This is a genomic window from Kribbella sandramycini, assembly GCF_013131805.1.
Taxonomy (GTDB): Bacteria; Actinomycetota; Actinomycetes; order Propionibacteriales; family Kribbellaceae; genus Kribbella; species Kribbella sandramycini.
Genome location: NZ_JABJRC010000011.1, coordinates 139,283 through 156,672 on the forward strand (window position 1 = coordinate 139,283; position 17,390 = coordinate 156,672).

Consider the following 17,390-nt stretch of genomic DNA (forward strand, 5'->3'; position numbering starts at 1 on the left):
GGCTCAGCTCGCACTGTGCTTACGCAGGAACGCGTCGATCAGCTCGCCGTGCTTGTCCGTCAGGACGCCGTCGACCTCGATCGAGTCGTCCCCGATCGTCAACGTGACCCGCTGCTGCGGCGCCCGCCGTCCAAGCCACTCCCGCAGGATCGCGATCAAGATGGACACCGCACCGCCCGTACCACCGAGCGCGACCGCGATCTCCGTGAACGTCACCGCGTCGCCCTTGGCCGCCGCCGGCGCACTCCCCTCAACCGCACGCGTGTCGATCTCGTGCTCCGCCAACCGGCGCCGCAACTGCCGGACGCCGCGCTCCGCATGCTCCGCGTCGTCGTCCACCACCACGACGCGCACCCAATCCCCCACCGGCACCCCTCCCGGTCTTCATGATCCCGGTCCGTGCACCATCCCGCAACGGTCCGTGAGGGAGCCCGGAACGCCAAGCGCCCCGGGCTCCTTTGGGCTCCACCCATCCGGAGGGAATCCGGGCAGAGCTTCCTGCGGCGCGTCCTCAGCCGGAAACCACTTCGAAACTACGCCGCTCGCCCGCACCCCACAACGTTCAAACGCTCCCTTACCGCCCCACCAGGAACGCCTCGATCGCCCCCACCTCGGCATCCACCGTCGCCCGCTCGACGGTGCGCGTCCCCTCGCCCACCACGAGCTCCACCCGCTCCGGACTCCGGCGCCGATGAATCCAGTCCCGCAGCACCCCGACCACAGTCGCCGCCACCGCCTCCCCACCCGCCAGCCCGACCGCAATCGCCGACCCCGGCATCTCCTGCGTAGCCAAGTCCTGCTCAGCCAGCTCCTGCCGCAACCCCTGCAGCGCCTTCCCGTCCCCCGCCCGCACCAACACCCAACGCCCTTCGCCCACCATCTCCTCCAACCCTGTGGATAACCCCACCCTCACACACCACCCCCCACCTATGCTGAACCCAACCCACCGAAAGGCCCCCATGCCCCCCGACGACGAAACCCCCCACCTCCTCCCCGACGGCGACCGCGTTTGGGTGATCAAGACCGCGATCGCGGGCGAGTTGCTCCCCCAGATGCTCGAACGCTTCCGCACCGGCGATTCCGAACCGCTGATCTTCGGCGACGCGGGCCAGCCCGAGGGCGTCGTCATCCCCTTCGATCTATGGCGCCGCCTCGAAGCCCTGGCGATCGAAGAGGAGGGCTTCGACCACCTCTACGAGACGGCGCGCCGGCGCCTCGCCGACCCACAGCCCTCGGTACCCATCGAGGACGTCGCGGCCGAACTCGGCTGGGATCTCAACGAAAAACTCGACGACTCCGACTTCCGGCCCAAATGACGCAGTACCGCCCCCTTGCCCGCCCGGAGATCCGCAGGCATCTCCTGACCTTGGCCCAGGCCGCCAAGGGGCAAGAGCCGGGCGGCCTCCGCGCCCGCGAGTACTACGCGCTCCGGCTCGGCATCCAAGCCGTGATCGACGGCCGTGAAGCGGAGTTCGCCGGAAAGCGCCTGACCAACAAGCGCCACGACTTGAGCGATTGCGCCGAGATCAAACTCGCCGTCGTTCCGGAGATGCGCCGCGGCTCCGACCTCGGGCCGTCCCATCGCCTCATCTATCGCGAGTTCGAAGCCGAAGACGGTGGGCTCCCCTACCGCGAGGTTGTCGCCTTCGCGCACCGCGGCAACGACCGCCCCTTCGAGGAGGCCGCCGCCCGCCTCAACCGGAGAGAGGGCGTCCGTCTCCAGTCGTTCCGGCCAACCAGCGAAACCGCACCACCGGCGCCGATCCGCCAAGCCCTCCCACCCGACATCCGCGCCGCCCTCGCCGCCGCGGGTGACGTCGCCTCGGCGCGCGGCGCCGTCACACCACCGACCACCAACAGCCCGGCCGCCGGGCCGCGGCGCGGCGATCCGCCGGAGCGGGGGCGTTAGCTCCCGGCGGCGCGGTGGTAGCGATCGCCCACCGCACGCACGGCCTCGGCCAGCTCGGGGGCGTCCAGCACCTCGAAGTCTGCGTCCATCAACCCGAGCCACAGCGCAAGCTGATGCGGATTGTCCGACCCGAGCTCGACGATGCACGTGTTCTCGTCGACCACCTCAGGCTCGATCGGCATCGGCATCCGGTTCTGCACATACAGACTCGACGCCAGCACCCGGACCCGAGCCCGATAACGCCACGACGCCTCCCCCACCGACCGGCGAACCAGATCACCCGCCGCCGACTCACTCAACTCCCGCAGCGCGAACCGCGCCCCGTTCGGCGTCTTGATCCGCATCCGGTCGACCCGGAAGACCTCCCACACCTCGTTGTCCCAAGCAACCAAATACCACTGCCGCCCCCACGACACCAGCCGATGCGGCTCCACCGTCCGCGGCGGCACGAAGTCCGCCGTACCGTCTTCGACGCCCCCGCCGTCGCGCGGCGTACTCCCGTCCTGCGAAGTCCCCCACACCCCAGCCGCCGCCTCCGCGGCGTACTCGAACCGCAACCGCTCCCGATCCCGGATCGCCCCCGCCACCGCCACCAGCGCCTCGGCGTCCACCTGCGGCCCGCCCCCGCCCACCGACACCATCGCCGACGAAACCGCCCGCACCCGCTGCCGCAACCGCCCCGGCAACACCTGCTCCAACTTCACCAACGCCCGAACCGAAGTCTCCTCGATCCCCGCCACCCCACCCCCCGCCCCCGTCCGCAACCCCACCGCAACCGCCACCGCCTCCTCGTCATCCAGCAACAACGGCGGCAACTCCCCACCAGCCCCCAACCGATACCCCCCACCCACCCCCGGCCGAGCCTCCACCGGATACCCCAAAACCCGCAACCGCTCCACATCAGTCCGCAAAGTCCGCGTACTAACCCCCAACCGCCCCGCCAACTCCCCCCCACCCCACTCCCGCCGCCCCTGCAACAACCCCAACAACCGCAACAACCGCCCCGACGTCTCCAACATCCCCCCATCCAATCGCGGCAACCCCCCTTCCGCAATCAACACTGCGCGGGCGTGCCGCCTCGACCCGTACCGTGCAGAAAGATGCAGCAGGTCAGTTGGACGGAGCGTCGTCCCCGACTACGGGGAGAGCACGCTCGAAGTGGCGATAGAGGTGCGAGACGATGCTGAGCGCGTCGAGGCAGTCCTGGTACGTCATCGCCTCTGTCTCGATCAAGCGCATCTCCTCCTCGTGCGCGAGGGGGTTGCGAAATGCAGCGACGACACCGTCGGACAGTCGCCATTGCCCGTTGCGGAGGGCAGTCAGCGTGTTCCCGTCGAAGCCGGCGGCAGCAAAGGATCCGGCGACGTCGATCTGAGGGGGATTGCTGTCGAACTTGAACGCCTTGTTGACGATCGCCGTTGCGTTCTCCCCGTCGCTCCCGATCACCTTCCGGATGTCGTTGACGAAGCGCTTCAGCGCCTCGGACATCGCCGCGTGGAAATGCCCCGACTCGTAGTACCGCTCGGACACCTCCTTGATCGCGGGATGCAGATGTCTCCAGTGCAGGTCGGCGTAGTCGGGAGCGATCTCGCGCAGGCTGGTCAAGAGTGAGTCGCGGTCTCGGTCGTCGAGTGCCGAGTCCGCCGACGTCAGGACGGCGGCGGCGCGCCCCACGGCGTCGCGTTCCTCGGTCCTGATCGATCCGACCCATTTGTCCAGATCGACGTCGTGCCGCGCCTCGATCCGCTCCTTCGAGGCCTTCTTGCGAGCAGCTCTGCGCTCGAGCGACGCCCAACGGAGCAACTGCTGGATGTACTGGTTGAGCTCGACCGTCAGATCGCCGTCCCAGCTGATCGACCGACGATCCGTCGAGATCACATCGGCCGTGTCGTCATCGATGTAGTCAACATCGAGGTAGCCCGTCAGGTAGGAGAAGGCGTAGCTCGACTCGGAGACGCCGTAGAACTCCGGCTCGTTCGCCAACCGTCCGTGCGCGTAGAGCGCGATACCACGCTGCTCGGCCGGAACCGGCTTTGCCGCCGCGACGATCCGACCTCGGATCCTGTTGTTCGGAATCTTCGCTTTCAGGTCGCCGGAGAGATCCTCGGGCACGCGCCACTCGATGTCCCGCTCCAGCGAGTCGAGCCGAGCGTCGCGGTCGACCGGTCTGCTGGTTCCGCCCGCATCGATCACCTCGATCGTGAAGTCGTCGTCCAGGTAGCCGAACAGCCTGCCCAAGCTCTGCGCCAACTCACGGGCATTCACAGGCGTCCGCCGGTGCAATCGTGTCAACTCGACCGAGGTGCCGTGCGACTCGGGCGCGGATCGATGCGCGGACAACGCCGGGTGGTACTCGGTGCCGGTCGCGTTCTTGATCTCGGACCAACTGAGCGCGACCCGCAGCTCCTCGGTCGTTCCTTGCCGCTTCGTCGTCAAGAGGATTGTTTCTCCGATACCGAACAGGGCAAGCTTTCCCAATCCCTTCTTCCCGGCCACCGCACGCCGGCCGGATTCGGATCGATCGTCACCGCCCGCCCGCCGATTGCGACCGATCCGGAGATACTTCTCCTGGAGGTCACCGAGACCCATGCCGTGTCCGTTGTCCTCGACGACGACCGCCCGTTCGCCGTTGGCGTCGCGGAGGATCACTTTGACCTTGGTCGCATCGGCATCGTAGGCATTGGCGATCAGCTCCGCCAAAGCGTTCGGCAGATGGGAGTACATCTTGTACCCCAAATGCTCGATCGTCAGCGGGTCGAACTGCAGCGTCAGTGGAAAACTCACCGATGTCATCCTCGAAGTTCGGCCGATGTTGCCGACGCCGATCAGGTGATCACGACGCCGTCGGGCAATCCAAAACTATCGAAACGCGATCCGCACGGAGCGGCCGGGCGTGTCAGCCGATTCGACCGGACGCCGGACGGTCGGCCCGCACGGCGTCGACGGTTTCGAGTACGACCACGCGCAGTTCGGCATCCAGGGTTTCGGCGTCCAGAGCGTCGAAAACCACGAACGGACTCAGTCGCAACAGCCGTTGGAGAAAACCGCGCAGTACTTCGCGTTCGTCGAGATCTCCCAGGTCGAGATCGGCCCAGGTTCGAAGAATCGCCTTGACCAGATGTGGGCTCGCGCCCAGCGCCTTACGCCGAGCATAGATCTGGTCGAAGGCTGCTTCGCCGAGAATGCCCAGCGCCCCGTACGGGTTCACCTCACCGCCGGAATACACGAGGTGTGCTCGCCACCAGAGTCTGCCGAAGACGTGTCGGGTGATGTCGGTGGCCAGGACACGATCTCCAGGCGGTCGGGGATATCGCCAGTAGGCGACGTCGGGCAGCAGTACCAGCGCGAGAAACGCCCAAACATCCCCTGCTGCTGCCTCCGCCGGCACCATGTGCATCCCCGAGTGCAATGTCTCCGCGACACGCAGGTCGAAATCACGGCGTGCGTCGCGCGAGGACTCAGCCGGGAACCCGTACCCGGTGGCCAGGTCGACCACCGCCAGTCGTAGCGCGGCCAGGTCGTCGATCCCGGCACGATCACCACCGACGGCGGCAAAGATGCTCGAATCGTGCGTCATGCCTGCTCGACGCCCCAACTCGGCGATCTCGAGAGTGCGGTAGAGCTCGTGCATCGTCCTGGCCTGCTCTGCCAGCAGCCGAGGATAAAGAACACCCATCAATCGTCTCCGAACACCTTGACCGCGGCCTGGATCTCCGACGCGAAATGCGCCGGCGCGTTCTCCATCCGGAGCCTCAGATCACCGATCGAGATACCGGGGAACAGCTGGTCCACGAGCGCCGTGAGCGTGGCGCCCAGCGTCTCGTCCTCGTAGTCCGCGGTCTCCGAGAACTCTTCGGAACGCAGCGCATGCTCGACCATCGTTCGCGCCACGTCCATGTAGATCGTGGACAGAACGGCTTTGTCCACGGCCCGCGGCTTTGCCGCGTTCTTGAAGGCGGACATCGCCGCCTGGTTGCGCTCGTTGATCAGTAACAGCATCGCACCCATCGTCGCTGCGGAAAGGTTCGGCGAGATCTGCAGGTGCCAACCGGCGTCGTTCGGAAACGAGGTTCTGCCGAAGTCGACGATCGCCAGTGGAAACTGCGGCGCATCACCCTGCAGGCGAAGCTCGCAACGCTCACGCCACAGGACCGAACCCGCGCGCCGCGGCGAGATCGGGGCTGCGGCAGGCATTCTGTCGTCCAGCACAGCCACGGTTTCGAGTATCAGCAGACCCCCCAGATCAGCACCGGCGATTCGAACGTCCAGGTGCACAGACTCGGTGTCGGCTGCCTTGATCGGAATCCGACAGGGCGATGACCGCAGACCGGAACCGGTCGCGGTCCAGACGACCGCGAGCGCGATCGGCGCGTCCGGAGGCAGGCCCGCTCCTGTTCGCAATGCTCCGACGTCCACCTGCACAGTTCGGCGGAGACGGATATCCGTTCGATAGTCCCAGTCAGGCAAATGGCTGGGCAGCGGTATCTGCTCCTCGTCCACCACGAGCATCCAGTGATCTGCTCGAACGACATCGTTGGGTGGCTGCCGATACGGCAGCGATTGTCTCCTCATGACTGGCCCGGCGCCGACCGAACGGTCACATCGAGCTCCGTCACCGTGTCGGCAGCAGGACGCACGATCACGCGCCAGGTCGTGCCATCGCCGCCGGTGATTCGCAGGACCCGGTCCTCCACAACTCGCCCCTGGTCACCTTCCCACGCGACGAACGTGGGTACAGCGGCACCGATCGGCGGCTCGGTCTCCCGCGTACCCGGCCCGGTCAAGACACCGGCATCGACGTGCACCTCGTGATCCCCGACGTCCGGCAGCCGGAAGTCCTGGACGACCACCGTCGCTCCATCTCGGCTGTCGAGGTAGGGGTCACCAACGTACTCGATCCGCCCCCGGTTGAGCCGGCTCCCATCGCGACCTCCCCGATCGATCGAACCGCCGACACCACCGCCCGCCCCTGGTGCTCGACCTCCCGACGCAGCGCCTGGACGGGGCTTGAAGTCAGAGGCGCCGCCAAGGCCGTCCGCGCCGGCGACGAGCGAAGCGAAACGTCCACTCGCCGCTCCGAGTGAGATCGTGGATCCACCTCCACGAGCAGTCCCGCCCAGCTCGAGCAACCCCTCGAGAGCCTCTGTAATGCGTCTGAAGGTGGTGCGAACAAAGGTGCTTTCCGGGAGCTGCAGCGAGTGGGGGTTCCAACTGTCGTGGGTCGGTGGTTCAGCACGTGCGTAGATCTCGTCCATCCCGGTGTCCGCCCGGAAGACGCCTGCATACGACTGGAGCTCACTCGGTGGCTTCGGCCCCCTGAAATAGCTGACGACCAGCTCTGCCGGTCGCATCAGGCAGACGTGGTGAACAAGATCCTCGATCCCGGCTGTCAGCGACGCCATACTCGCGGGGACGGGCAGTCCGACTCGCTTCGCCAAGCCCAGCCGACCGAGATACTTTCGCGGGCTTCGACACTCCAGGCGTTTGCCTTCGCCTGCGGCGAGCTCCCGATAGGCGGCGACGAAGAGATCGAGCGGCCGTGTGGTCTCCGGGTCGGGCACAGGTACCTCGCGGCCGTCGCAGCGAACCGCGAACTGCATGCCCTGTGGACGCTCTTCGGTCGCGATCGTCTTCGGCCAGAGCTGCCAGGCAATGGACTCGGCGACGTACTCCGCAGCCTGCGTCGGCTCCATGTCGTCGAGCATCGGGTCGATGACGACGACCGTGGTGCCGGTCTCGTCAGCCTCGAACGGTTGTAGTCCCAGACGTTGAGCAGCCTGATCGGCCGCATCGCCGATCAACGGTTCGACGATCCCGTCGATCGCTTCGCCCCACCAGTGGCGCCCTGTGTACCGCCGCTCCTCGGCATCCTCCTGCCCGACGTAGCTCTTCCACAGCGCACAGCCGATCAGGCGCGTCTGCAGCCCTTCGTCGGTCGCGCACCTGGTGTGGAGCAGAACTGCTCCCGCCTTCGAGACGAGGTAGAAGATCCCCTTGCCGAAGCCGTAGGTCCCACCGCCCAGCTCGGTGTCACGCGGCTCGCCGATGTTCCGGACGAACGAAACGAAGTCGTGGTTGGCGCCCTGGGCAACGTCGGCCCGAGTGGGCCCGCCGAGGCCGGTGGTTCCTCGGTCCGAAACGCTGAGAAGTCGGATGTCGGAGCGGCGGAGCGCGCCGCGTAGCGGTAGCTGGTGATCGAGCGGTGCGTTCTGCAGCAGGAGTTCACGCCAGGCGCCGAGGTGAGCCGCGCTCACCGACCCGAATTCGATCCGGAAGGCGACAGGTCTCCGCCGCCCGCGGACCCGCGCGTCCCACGAGTTCTGCGCAGCCTCACGAACGAGGATCGTCAGGAGGTCGAGCTCCGGGCGACCGAGTTGGTTCCGGATCCCCTCGGCCGCGCTGGCGCCGTCCGGTGGAAAGGTCTGGGACAGCCATCCAGGCGTCATTCCGGATTCCCCTGCAGCATGGCGACGAGATGTTCCGCTGCCTGAACGTCAGGGAGGGGGACCGGAGGTTCGCTCGACAGATCGACCGTGTACTGGACGTCCGTGACGTTGATCGGGACGCCGGCCGCACGCAGATCGCCGGCAATCAAGCGCGGAAAGCCCGAGTCGACAGCATACGCCCGCCGTTCCGCCACGGTGAACCGCGGCTGGTCGTAGTGTCGACGATCGGCCACTTGATAGCCGGCGGCGGACAATCGCGTGCGCATGTCACCTTCGTCGTCACAACCGCGCAACACCTCGTCGACCAGGCTGTTCAAGCTCCGACCCGCCTCGCTTGCCGCCTCGAGGCGAACCCAATGGAGGTGCAGGCCGTCGGGCGATCCCTCGAGCTGATCCAGCCCGTGCACTCTGATACGACGCCCGTCGGACACCGTTGTCGCCTTGACCTCCACAGCACGCCCGCCGCCGGAGAAGTCATGATGGTGGCGCTGCGGACCCGTCCATGTCCGGTGAGCACTCGGGTCGATCTCGAGGAGCCGCTGCAGGACTGTGAGCTCGGCAAAGAGCCCGGCCTGTTGTTCCGGTCCCAGCAAGCGGCTCGACGTCTGGAAAAGCGCACGCCATCGTTCCAACCGCCCGTAGAGAACCTTGAGCGGATCGCGCGGTTCTTTCTCGACGCTCCGGAGGACATCGGCGCAGAGGCCTGTGAACACGTCGTCGAGGTCTTTGCGCAGACAGGCCAGATCGGCGAACGTCCGTCGATCGTCGTCATCCACCAATGATCGCTTTCGGAGAACGAGAGCCGGCCCGTTCAAGCCGCCTCGGACGACCCGCTCCGCGGAGACCGGCACCAGGAGATGTCGGCAGCCTGCGTCGTCCAACGCAACCATCAGCGGGCCGGCGGCCGACATCACGGGGGTGTCCGCGACGCGCAACCGGTCCGACGCGGACGCCGCGCCACCGCTCAAGGCGGTCCAGAGTTCTTGCACAACCAGACGTAGTGGCATGAATCAGTCCACCGGCGCACCGAGCTCGGTGAAGTCTTCGACCTCGATGTCGATCTTGGACAGGTCCGCCGAGATGTAGTCCCATTCGACGGTGCTGTCGACTCCTGGTTGCGGGAACACCAGGCCGACACCGATCACGTCGGCAGCGGCGTTCAGCGGCACACGCGTCGTACGACCATGGGACGGTAGCGAAACGCGATCGATGGGGTAGAGCACCAACAGACCGGTGGTGGGCAGTTGGTCGAGACGTTCGTGCTTGATCTGCTTCTCGTTGAGCTTGCTCGTTTCACCGCTGAGGTCGATCGCTGCGTCTCGTCGGCTCATCAGCGTCTTGATGTCGGCCGTCACCACGCCTTCGCCGATCGGCGAGCTGCCTTCCTCCCCCGGGGTTCCCAGTTGAGCACGAACGACCCGGCCCGTCGTGATTCCCGGCGCAAACGTGTACGACCCCGGAGCCGAGTCGACCGGGTTGCCGACGATCGCAACGTTCCACTTCCGCAGCGCCCCTGCCTTCCGACGCTTCTCGATGTATCGCGTGAGGAGGTTGGAGTCGCACTCCTGCGAACGCTCGTGGAACCGATAGAGATCGAGGAACTTCAGGACGTCCTCGCTGTCGACATCCCTGATGACATAGCGGCCTTCCTCGGCCGGAGGATCGATCCGGCCCCCGGCAAGAGCCCGCTCGACCAGCTTGTTCGCCTCTCGCTGGTTCGACTCCAACCATTCCTTGTCGAGATGGAAGTAGCGGGTCTGAACGCGCTGACCGCCGTACGCCGACGCTGCGGGCACCGCATCCTTCATCTTGGCCGCGGCCGTCACCCGCAGCGCCGGGTGCGTACGGAGCCGGACGGCGAACGTCTGCGGGTTCTTGTCCTCGGTCATGTAGACCTCGATGTCCCGACGCATCTCGGCCTCGACCGTCGACAGATGACGGAACCAGTCCTGCAGCTCTTCGGTCATCCAGATCCGCGGCAGATCGGCGTAGCCGTCGCGGTACCCGAACCACCGCCCCATTTGCAGCAGCGTGTCGTACGCCGACACCGCGCGCACGAAGTAGCTGACGGCGAGTCCTTCGAGCGTCAGACCGCGCGAGAGCGTGTTCCCACCGACTGCGAGCGCGACCACCGGCCCGTTGTCGTAGTCGAGCCGATCCTCGCTGCTCGAGTTGTCCATGATGATCCGGCAATCTCCGACGACCCCGGCGAGCTCCGGGAGCAGGGTCTCGAAATCGACGGGCTGCTCCCCGAACGCCTCGGCGGGCACCCGGTTGACTTCCTTCTCCCACAGCACCCGCAGTTCGTCGGGAACGGCTCCGACACGGAGCTCCGTCAGCAGCTCGGACCGCAGATTCTCCAGCGGCTCACGGAACCGCTGGTGGACGACGGTGTTGACGCTCGTGTGCACCAGCATCGTGCAATGCGGCACTCCGGTGCCCCGGACGCGGCGAGCAGCCGTGCTGAGCCAGAAGTAGTGGACGGCGTCGCGCAACGCATCCGTGATCTCGGGCCCGAATCCGTCGATGTCCACTCGCTTGAGTGGCCGCACGCGCTCCACGTCGGACTGCGGGACCGTCCTGATCATGTCGTAACCGTCGTCGACGTCTTCAGGATCCTCGCCGTCCAACGCGTACCGGCCGAAGACCACCTCGGTGCCGAAGTGGCCGACCGGCTTCGGCAGGTTGACGACGAAGTCCTTCGGGTAGAGGTCGTCCGCACTCGGGTCGATCAACAGGTTGGCGAACGGCGAGGCCGTGTAGCCGACGTACGCAGCCTTCGGCAACGTCCCGAGGATCTCCAGGATCAAGGGGTTGATCGACTTCGTCGCTACTGTCGCCTGATCGGCCTCGTCGTCGATGATCAAGGCCGGACAATCGGCGAGGTAGTCCGAAGCGGAGGCCAGCCAGTCCGCGAACTTCCGTAGCACGGTGGCGTTCTTCTTGATCACACAAAGGACGTGGGTCTTGTTGGTCCGCCCGAAGAACGACGCCGCGTTCGCCGGAGGCACGAAGTCACGGTCCATGTCCGTCAGCTGGGTCCATAGCGACGGGTTCGGCTCCACCAACTGCTGGACCAAACGTTTCTGCGTCTGCCGCCGGAGGCCGTTGTGAATACCTGCCAGGACGATGAACAGCTTGTAGCCACGATCTGCGGCCTTCGCCATGGCAGCGGTGAAGTTGGTCGTCTTGCCGGACTGTACGTACCCCACCACCAGGCCTCTGGTGGCGAACAGCTTCTCCCTCGGGTGGCTCAACAGCGAGACGACCCGCTTCGACGCGACGTCCAACGAGTCGATCGCAGGATCGCGGGACCACCCCGACTCCTCGAGTTGCCGGACGAGCGCCGGCCAACACTTGTCCTGCGGACGTGACCCCGTGTACCAGGTGGCACGGTTCTCGACAACGACGGTCCGCGGCTCTTCCATCTCCCGGATCTTGATGACTTCTTGTTCGTGACGCTCGATGATCTCCTGGATCACCCGAGCGTCCAGTTGCAGGACCTCCAACGCCTTCACGGCGCCGTCGGGCGTCATGGACTCCAAGAGCCCGAGGAAGACCTCGTACTTGGCATCCAGATCATCGTTCATTTCGCGCATACCGACATCTCTCTCATCCGCCCCGGCGCCGTGCCCAGATCCACGACGCCCCGGCCCCTATATCGCGAGCATCATTCGAACGTTACGTACAGTCACCCGAACCTCGCTCCGTAGTCAAGGCTCCGACTACCCGATGGACGGCTTCGTCCGGGTCCTCGTGCTCCCAGATCCGCAGGACCGCCCACCCCAGCTCCTGGAGTCGGGCGTCGGTGTCCCTGTCGCGCTCGACGTTCTTCCTGAGCTTCTCCGACCACCACAGGCCGTTGTTGCGCGGACTGGTGGCGTGTTCCGGACAGCCGTGCCAGAAGCAGCCGTCGACGAACACGACCAAACGCTTCGGGCCGAACGTGATGTCAGCTCGTCGACGGGGCATTCCAGGAAGCGGACTGTTGACGCGATAGCGATAGCCGAGGCGATGCAACCGTCGGCGGAGTTCGAGCTCGGGTTTCGTGTCCCGGCGACCTTGCTTCGCCATCCTGGCCGACGTCTGCTCCGACGTCACGAGCGAGACGTGCGAACGCCGCGGCGCCGCAGCAGCCCCGTCGACCTCGACCTTTGCTCGATGACCGTCCATGGCAGCGTCCAACCTCTCACGATGCGCGGGTGATGTCTTCCGAATCGCCGGATCACGGAGCGGTCTCCCGCCGGCGTTGCGATCTCCGCACTGTCGGAGGGCCCATATACTCTGCCGCTATGAACCGGGATCAAGACGGTCCATCTCCGCACGTACAGATGGTGGATCTGTTCGCAGGGCCCGGTGGGCTGGATGTAGCTGCGCAATGGCTGGGCGTCGCCGCGGCAGGCATCGAGTGGGATGCCAATGCATGCACGACCCGACGCGCGGCCGAACTGCAGACCGAGCGCGGCGACGTACGGACGTTCGGCCCTGACAAGTTCGCCGGCGCGAAGATCCTGACCGGCGGTCCGCCGTGTCAGACGTACACCGTCGCAGGCAACGGCAACGGCCGCCGAGCACTGACCGAGGTCGTCAGGGCCGCGGAGGCGATGGCCGCCGGCGAGGACGTCGTGGAGCTGTTCACCGATCGTGACGTCCGGACCAGGCTCGTTCTGGAGCCGCTCCGATGGGTCCTGCAAGCTCACGAGGCAGGCGAGGACTACGAATCGATCGTCCTCGAACAGGTTCCGGCCGTTCTACCGGTGTGGAAGACGATCCAAAAAGTCCTGAAGAGCATCGATTACAGCTGCGAGTGCGCTATCTTCCGAACGGAGGAGTTCGGCGTGCCGCAGACCCGACGTCGCGCCATTCTCATCGCGCGGAAGAACGCGCAGGTCGTGCTGCCCAGGCCGACGCATCACCCTTACCGTCGGGGTGTCGCGCGTGGAACCGGCGACGAGTCGCTCATGCCTTGGCGGACGATGGGTGAGACTCTCGACAGGTCGACGCCGTACACGGTGATTTCGAACTACGGTACCGGTGGTGACCCGAAGAAGCGTGGTGAGCGGACGTCCGACGAGCCTGCTTTCACGGTGACCGGAAAGGTCTCGCGTAACCGCGTCCGGGCGGCCGACGGGAGGTTCGGGAGATTCGACTTCCGGGAAGCAGGCATGTTGCAGACGTTCCCGCACGACTACCCCTGGTCGGGTCACGACGTCGCTCAACAGATCGGCAATGCGATCCCGCCGCGGTTGGCCGTGCACGTCCTGGCCGCGGCTCTGGGCCGGCAGGTCGACAACGCTTCACTCGATCTTGCGGTCACCCGCAGTTGGCGCGATGCCGACATCGACTCACCACTCGTACGCTCGATGCCGATGCCGATGCCGATGCCGACTGTCACCGAGCAGGAGCCGACCCACAGCTGACCTTCGCGCAGCGTGCTTTCAGAAGCATGCGCGATCACAGCATGCGGAATCTTCTGTTGGTGCTGCTGTCCGTCCGGCGGCAAGGTGGGGTTATGGACTTTACTCAGCTTGGGCGGACGGGGTTGAAGGTCAGCAGGGTGGTTTTGGGGACTATGAATTTTGGGCCTCATACCGGGGTGGCGGATGCGCACGCGATCATGGGGGCGGCGCATGAGTGGGGGATCAACTTTTTCGATACGGCTAATGGGTATGGGCGGTCTATTTATCCGGGGCGGACGGAGGAGATTGTCGGGGAGTGGTTTGCGGGGGGTGCGGGGCGGCGGGAGAGGACGGTGCTGGCGACCAAGGTTTATGGGGACATGGGGTCGGACTGGCCTAATACGAGTCGGTTGTCGGCGTTGAACATTCGGCGGGCGCTGGATGCTTCGTTGCAGCGGCTGCAGACCGATTACGTCGACCTGTATCAGTTCCATCATGTCGATCGGGCCACGCCGTGGGAGGAGATCTGGCAGGCGATCGAGGTGGCGGTGCAGCAGGGGAAGATCCTGTACGCCGGGAGCAGCAACTTTGCCGGGTGGCACATCGCGCAGGCGCAGGAGGCTGCGGCGCGGCGGAACTTCAACGGGCTGGTGAGTGAGCAGTCGATCTACAACCTGATCGTGCGGGATGTGGAGCGTGAGGTGTTGCCGGCGGCGCGGGAGTACGGGCTCGGGGTGATTCCGTGGTCGCCGTTGCAGGGTGGGTTGTTGGGTGGCGTGATCCGGAAGGAGAACGCGGGGGTACGGCGTGCCGAGGGGCGGGCCAAGGAGGCGTTGGAGCGGTTGCGGCCGCAGATCGAGCAGTACGAGGCGTTTGCGGATGAGCTCGGTTGTGAGCCGGGCGAGCTCGCGCTGGCCTGGTTGCTGCATCAGCCTGGGGTGACGGGGCCGATCGTCGGGCCGCGGACGATGGAGCAGTTGGAGTCCGCCGTACGGGCCGTCGAGGTGAAGCTGGACGAGAAGGCGCTCGCCAGGCTCGACGAGATCTTCCCGGGGTACAAGACGGCGCCTGAGGACTACGCCTGGTAGCTAGTGGACGGCGGTGGTGGGGAGCATGCCGATGAGGGCGTCGGCGGCTAGGGATGCGGCAGTGCCGGCGGGGACGGCTACGGAGACTTGCCAGTCGGCGGCACTGCCGGGGGCCAGGGGGACGGTGATGTGGTCGCCGCGTTTGGCGGCGATGCGCTCGGGGACGAGGGCGACGCCGAGGTTGTGGGCGACCAGGGCGAGCAGCGTGTGGACGTCGTTCACTTCGATGGTGACGGGGTGGGCGACGCCGAAGGCGTTGAAAGCGCGGTCGGAGATGGCGCGGGCGCCCCAGGTCGGGTCGAAGTCGACGAAGGACTCGCCGGCGAGGTCGTCGAGGCGGACTGCGCGGGCGTTGGCGAGGCGGTGGTCGGGGGCGCAGACGAGGACCATCGACTCGCGGGAGAGCGGTCGCAGGTCGAGGCCCTCGACCGGGTCGCCGGCGGTGGCGACGAAGGCGACGTCGAGGCGGCCGGAGGCGAGCTCGTCGAGCATGGGGGTCGAACCGCCCTGGCGTACCTCGATCTCGACGCCGGGATAGGCCGAACGGAACTTGGCGAGCAAGGCGGGGACGTCGACGACCCCGAGGCACTGCTCGAGCCCGACGGTGAGGTGACCGCGGAGCAGGCCCTGGACCGCGGCGACGGCGTCCTTGGCGGCTTCGGCGGCGGCGAGCGTACGCCGTCCCTCGCACAAGAGAGCGCGTCCCGCTTCGGTGAGCTCGACGCTGCGGGTGTTGCGGACGAACAGCGACGCGCGGAGCTCACGTTCGAGGGCGCGGATCGAGGCGGACAGGCCGGACTGGGAGATCGACATCGCCTCGGCCGCGCGGGTGAAGTGCTTCTGCTCGGCCACCGCCACGAAGTGTTCCAAGTGCCTCAGCTCCATGACTAAGAACTCTAGTCGATCGAAGCAAGGTGATTCTCCTGTCCGGGAGATCAGAACGCGGCCGAGAAACCGAGAGAGCGCTATCTCCCGTTCTCGCCAGGTCCCGGCCGGGGCGACCGGGTGGATCGGTAGGGTGTGCGTCATGGCGGATGAGGAGTTTCGGGTTGAGGTCGTGCTCGGTACCGAGGAGCACGGGTTGACGTTCTGGGATCGGTTGCGGGCGCTGGATCTGGACGACGACGCGCGCAAGCGGCTCGGCAGTCAGGTCACGGTCACCCGGGACGGGAACCGGATGCTGCTCTACACCCAGAGCCTCGAGGACGCGCAGGAGGCCGAGCGCACCGTGAAGGAGCTCGTCGCCGACGACAACCTCACCGCCGAGTACACCGTGACGCGGTGGAACCCGGCCGAGCAGGAGTGGACCGACCCGAGCGTGCCGGTCGGCGTCCACGACCCGGCCGGCGACGCGGCAAAGAATGCCGACATGGAGGTTCCGGACCCGCGGTACGTGCTGATCCAGGCGTACAAGCCGGAGTTCATCCGCGACCTCGGTCTCTGACGCCCGGCCCTCGCTGACACCCGGCCCGCTCGGACCGCTCAGCCCGGCCAAGGCTGACGAAGTTCCTCAGTGGGTACTGGTACGACGGGTCGCGCACCGGCCGACGCCGGGCCGTGGGCAACGGTTCGGTGACGGGTTCGGTTCGCGACACGACGATGCACTCCCCTGCGCACTAGTCTCGGCGGGTCGTTGCGCGCTCACGCGGCGTGGTTCTGCGACCCTGAATTGCTCGAGGGAGAGGGAAATCATGTCTCGTCGACGTGGTCTCACAGCTGGCGCCGTCGTCCTGTCGTTCGTGCTGGCCGGCTGTTCCGACGTGGCCGCCAGCGAACCCACGGCCAAGCCGTCCACAGACGGTTCGACGAGCAGTACGCCGCCCCCCAGCACGCCGGCCCCGAGTACGCCGACCGCGCCCACCACCGGTACGCCGACGTCCACCCCGCCGTCGGCGACTCCGACGACGAAACCGACACCGAGCGTCAAGCCGACGACGAAGCCGAAGAACCCGCACAAGCCGCAGTACTACGCGCTGAAGGTCGAGCAGAAGCTCGAGAAACTCGGCTACCCGGTCGGCGACGTCGACGGGAAGATCAGCGTCCGCGCGCGACAGGCGTTGTGCGCCTGGCGTGAGCACAACGGCCTGCCGATCAACCGCAAGGGCCTGTCGCTCCCCGACGCGTACTCGGTGATCAACGCGACCGCGAAGCCGACGCCGGCCCGCGAGGACGGCATCTACGTCAACAAGACCTGCCAGATCCTCTACCAAATCGTCAACAAGCAGTACAAGCGGATCGTCTGGATCTCGACCGGCGCCCCCGGCTACGACACCCCGAACCGGACCGGCAAGGTCTGGCGCAAGTGGGCCGGCGCCCACGAGAGCAGCCTGTACGACGACGCCTACATGTACGACTCGATCTACTTCCTCAAAGATCGCCCGGGGATCGCTCTGCACGGATCCCGCGTCAACTCGCTCATCAAGCCGTACCCGGCCAGCCACCGCTGCGTCCGCGTGATGCGCCCGCAGATCCACCAGATCTTCGCCGACACCCCGATCGGCACCAAGGTCCAGGTCTACGGCAACTACTGACAACACCAGCCGCTGAA

Annotated in this window: 17 protein-coding genes; 6 read left to right on the forward strand and 11 right to left on the reverse strand. The window is 66.4% G+C overall.

The features are described from left to right. Positions 1-3 precede the first annotated feature (3 nt). Positions 4-366 (reverse strand): effector-associated constant component EACC1, encoded by a 363-nt coding sequence (locus tag HPO96_RS34105; protein ID WP_171678563.1) that lies wholly within the window; start codon positions 364-366, stop codon positions 4-6. A 208-nt stretch (positions 367-574) separates the two neighbouring features. After that, on the reverse strand, positions 575-877 hold the full coding sequence (locus HPO96_RS34110) for a hypothetical protein (RefSeq protein WP_171678565.1): 303 nt from the start codon (positions 875-877) through the stop codon (positions 575-577). A gap of 82 nt (positions 878-959) precedes the next feature. Between HPO96_RS34110 and HPO96_RS34115 the strand changes: the two genes are divergently transcribed. Together HPO96_RS34115 and HPO96_RS34120 are read left to right on the forward strand one after the other, a co-directional pair. Further along, on the forward strand, positions 960-1,316 hold the full coding sequence (locus tag HPO96_RS34115) for a hypothetical protein (RefSeq protein ID WP_171678567.1): 357 nt from the start codon (positions 960-962) through the stop codon (positions 1,314-1,316). Beyond that, positions 1,313-1,909 carry a hypothetical protein gene (locus HPO96_RS34120; protein ID WP_171678569.1) on the forward strand — a complete coding sequence of 199 codons (597 nt, stop codon included), beginning with the start codon at positions 1,313-1,315 and terminating at the stop codon, positions 1,907-1,909. Before HPO96_RS34115 ends, HPO96_RS34120 begins: the two co-directional genes overlap by 4 nt. On the opposite strand, the gene HPO96_RS34125 is transcribed toward HPO96_RS34120, so the two are convergent. The 8 genes from HPO96_RS34125 to HPO96_RS34160 all read right to left on the reverse strand — a co-directional run bounded on the left by HPO96_RS34125 (position 1,906) and on the right by HPO96_RS34160 (position 12,528). Beyond that, positions 1,906-2,928 (reverse strand): helix-turn-helix transcriptional regulator, encoded by a 1,023-nt coding sequence (locus tag HPO96_RS34125; RefSeq protein ID WP_171678570.1) that lies wholly within the window; start codon positions 2,926-2,928, stop codon positions 1,906-1,908. The two genes, HPO96_RS34120 and HPO96_RS34125, sit on opposite strands and share 4 nt — an antisense overlap. 91 nt (positions 2,929-3,019) lie before the next feature. Next, positions 3,020-4,693, reverse strand: a complete 1,674-nt coding sequence (locus HPO96_RS34130; RefSeq protein ID WP_171678572.1) for a TIGR02391 family protein — start codon at positions 4,691-4,693, stop codon at positions 3,020-3,022. A 112-nt stretch (positions 4,694-4,805) separates the two neighbouring features. Further along, positions 4,806-5,585 (reverse strand): DUF6339 family protein, encoded by a 780-nt coding sequence (locus HPO96_RS34135; protein WP_171678573.1) that lies wholly within the window; start codon positions 5,583-5,585, stop codon positions 4,806-4,808. Further along, complete coding sequence (locus tag HPO96_RS37710) at positions 5,585-6,418, reverse strand: hypothetical protein (protein WP_202886756.1); 834 nt, start codon at positions 6,416-6,418, stop codon at positions 5,585-5,587. Before HPO96_RS37710 ends, HPO96_RS34135 begins: the two co-directional genes overlap by 1 nt. A 59-nt stretch (positions 6,419-6,477) precedes the next feature. Continuing rightward, on the reverse strand, positions 6,478-8,355 hold the full coding sequence (locus tag HPO96_RS34145) for a hypothetical protein (RefSeq protein ID WP_171678575.1): 1,878 nt from the start codon (positions 8,353-8,355) through the stop codon (positions 6,478-6,480). Continuing rightward, a complete protein-coding gene (locus HPO96_RS34150) occupies positions 8,352-9,362 on the reverse strand; it encodes a PD-(D/E)XK motif protein (protein ID WP_171678577.1) in 1,011 nt (336 codons plus the stop codon). The genes HPO96_RS34145 and HPO96_RS34150 overlap by 4 nt, the downstream gene beginning before the upstream one ends. 3 nt (positions 9,363-9,365) lie before the next feature. Beyond that, a complete protein-coding gene (locus HPO96_RS34155; RefSeq protein WP_202886757.1) occupies positions 9,366-11,954 on the reverse strand; it encodes a Z1 domain-containing protein in 2,589 nt (862 codons plus the stop codon). Positions 11,955-12,036: 82 nt separating this feature from the next. Further along, on the reverse strand, positions 12,037-12,528 hold the full coding sequence (locus HPO96_RS34160) for a very short patch repair endonuclease (RefSeq protein ID WP_171678579.1): 492 nt from the start codon (positions 12,526-12,528) through the stop codon (positions 12,037-12,039). Positions 12,529-12,647: 119 nt separating this feature from the next. Here HPO96_RS34160 and HPO96_RS34165 point away from each other — a divergent pair, with 119 nt between their 5' ends. Both HPO96_RS34165 and HPO96_RS34170 read left to right on the forward strand, forming a co-directional pair. Further along, positions 12,648-13,775 carry a DNA cytosine methyltransferase gene (locus HPO96_RS34165; protein ID WP_171678581.1) on the forward strand — a complete coding sequence of 376 codons (1,128 nt, stop codon included), beginning with the start codon at positions 12,648-12,650 and terminating at the stop codon, positions 13,773-13,775. A 92-nt stretch (positions 13,776-13,867) separates the two neighbouring features. Next, positions 13,868-14,842, forward strand: a complete 975-nt coding sequence (locus tag HPO96_RS34170; RefSeq protein ID WP_171678646.1) for an aldo/keto reductase — start codon at positions 13,868-13,870, stop codon at positions 14,840-14,842. Here HPO96_RS34170 and HPO96_RS34175 read toward each other — a convergent pair whose 3' ends face one another. Further along, positions 14,843-15,727, reverse strand: a complete 885-nt coding sequence (locus tag HPO96_RS34175; RefSeq protein ID WP_171678583.1) for a LysR family transcriptional regulator — start codon at positions 15,725-15,727, stop codon at positions 14,843-14,845. It lies immediately after the preceding gene. Positions 15,728-15,869: 142 nt separating this feature from the next. Between HPO96_RS34175 and HPO96_RS34180 the strand changes: the two genes are divergently transcribed. Together HPO96_RS34180 and HPO96_RS34185 are read left to right on the forward strand one after the other, a co-directional pair. After that, positions 15,870-16,286 (forward strand): hypothetical protein, encoded by a 417-nt coding sequence (locus HPO96_RS34180; RefSeq protein ID WP_171678584.1) that lies wholly within the window; start codon positions 15,870-15,872, stop codon positions 16,284-16,286. Between the two features lie 247 nt (positions 16,287-16,533). Next, on the forward strand, positions 16,534-17,373 hold the full coding sequence (locus HPO96_RS34185) for a L,D-transpeptidase family protein (protein ID WP_171678586.1): 840 nt from the start codon (positions 16,534-16,536) through the stop codon (positions 17,371-17,373). The last annotated feature ends 17 nt before the right edge of the window (positions 17,374-17,390 follow it).

Coding starts and splice junctions, on each gene's coding strand:
- HPO96_RS34175 (WP_171678583.1), bottom strand. CDS start 15,727: ATGGAGCTGAGGCACTTGGAACACTTCGTGGCGGTGGCCGAGCAGAAG.
- HPO96_RS34150 (WP_171678577.1), bottom strand. CDS start 9,362: ATGCCACTACGTCTGGTTGTGCAAGAACTCTGGACCGCCTTGAGCGGT.
- HPO96_RS37710 (WP_202886756.1), bottom strand. CDS start 6,418: ATGCTCGTGGTGGACGAGGAGCAGATACCGCTGCCCAGCCATTTGCCT.
- HPO96_RS34165 (WP_171678581.1), top strand. CDS start 12,648: ATGAACCGGGATCAAGACGGTCCATCTCCGCACGTACAGATGGTGGAT.
- HPO96_RS34155 (WP_202886757.1), bottom strand. CDS start 11,954: ATGCGCGAAATGAACGATGATCTGGATGCCAAGTACGAGGTCTTCCTC.
- HPO96_RS34145 (WP_171678575.1), bottom strand. CDS start 8,355: ATGACGCCTGGATGGCTGTCCCAGACCTTTCCACCGGACGGCGCCAGC.
- HPO96_RS34185 (WP_171678586.1), top strand. CDS start 16,534: ATGTCTCGTCGACGTGGTCTCACAGCTGGCGCCGTCGTCCTGTCGTTC.
- HPO96_RS34115 (WP_171678567.1), top strand. CDS start 960: ATGCCCCCCGACGACGAAACCCCCCACCTCCTCCCCGACGGCGACCGC.
- HPO96_RS34170 (WP_171678646.1), top strand. CDS start 13,868: ATGGACTTTACTCAGCTTGGGCGGACGGGGTTGAAGGTCAGCAGGGTG.
- HPO96_RS34125 (WP_171678570.1), bottom strand. CDS start 2,928: ATGTTGGAGACGTCGGGGCGGTTGTTGCGGTTGTTGGGGTTGTTGCAG.
- HPO96_RS34135 (WP_171678573.1), bottom strand. CDS start 5,585: ATGGGTGTTCTTTATCCTCGGCTGCTGGCAGAGCAGGCCAGGACGATG.
- HPO96_RS34160 (WP_171678579.1), bottom strand. CDS start 12,528: ATGGACGGTCATCGAGCAAAGGTCGAGGTCGACGGGGCTGCTGCGGCG.
- HPO96_RS34120 (WP_171678569.1), top strand. CDS start 1,313: ATGACGCAGTACCGCCCCCTTGCCCGCCCGGAGATCCGCAGGCATCTC.
- HPO96_RS34180 (WP_171678584.1), top strand. CDS start 15,870: ATGGCGGATGAGGAGTTTCGGGTTGAGGTCGTGCTCGGTACCGAGGAG.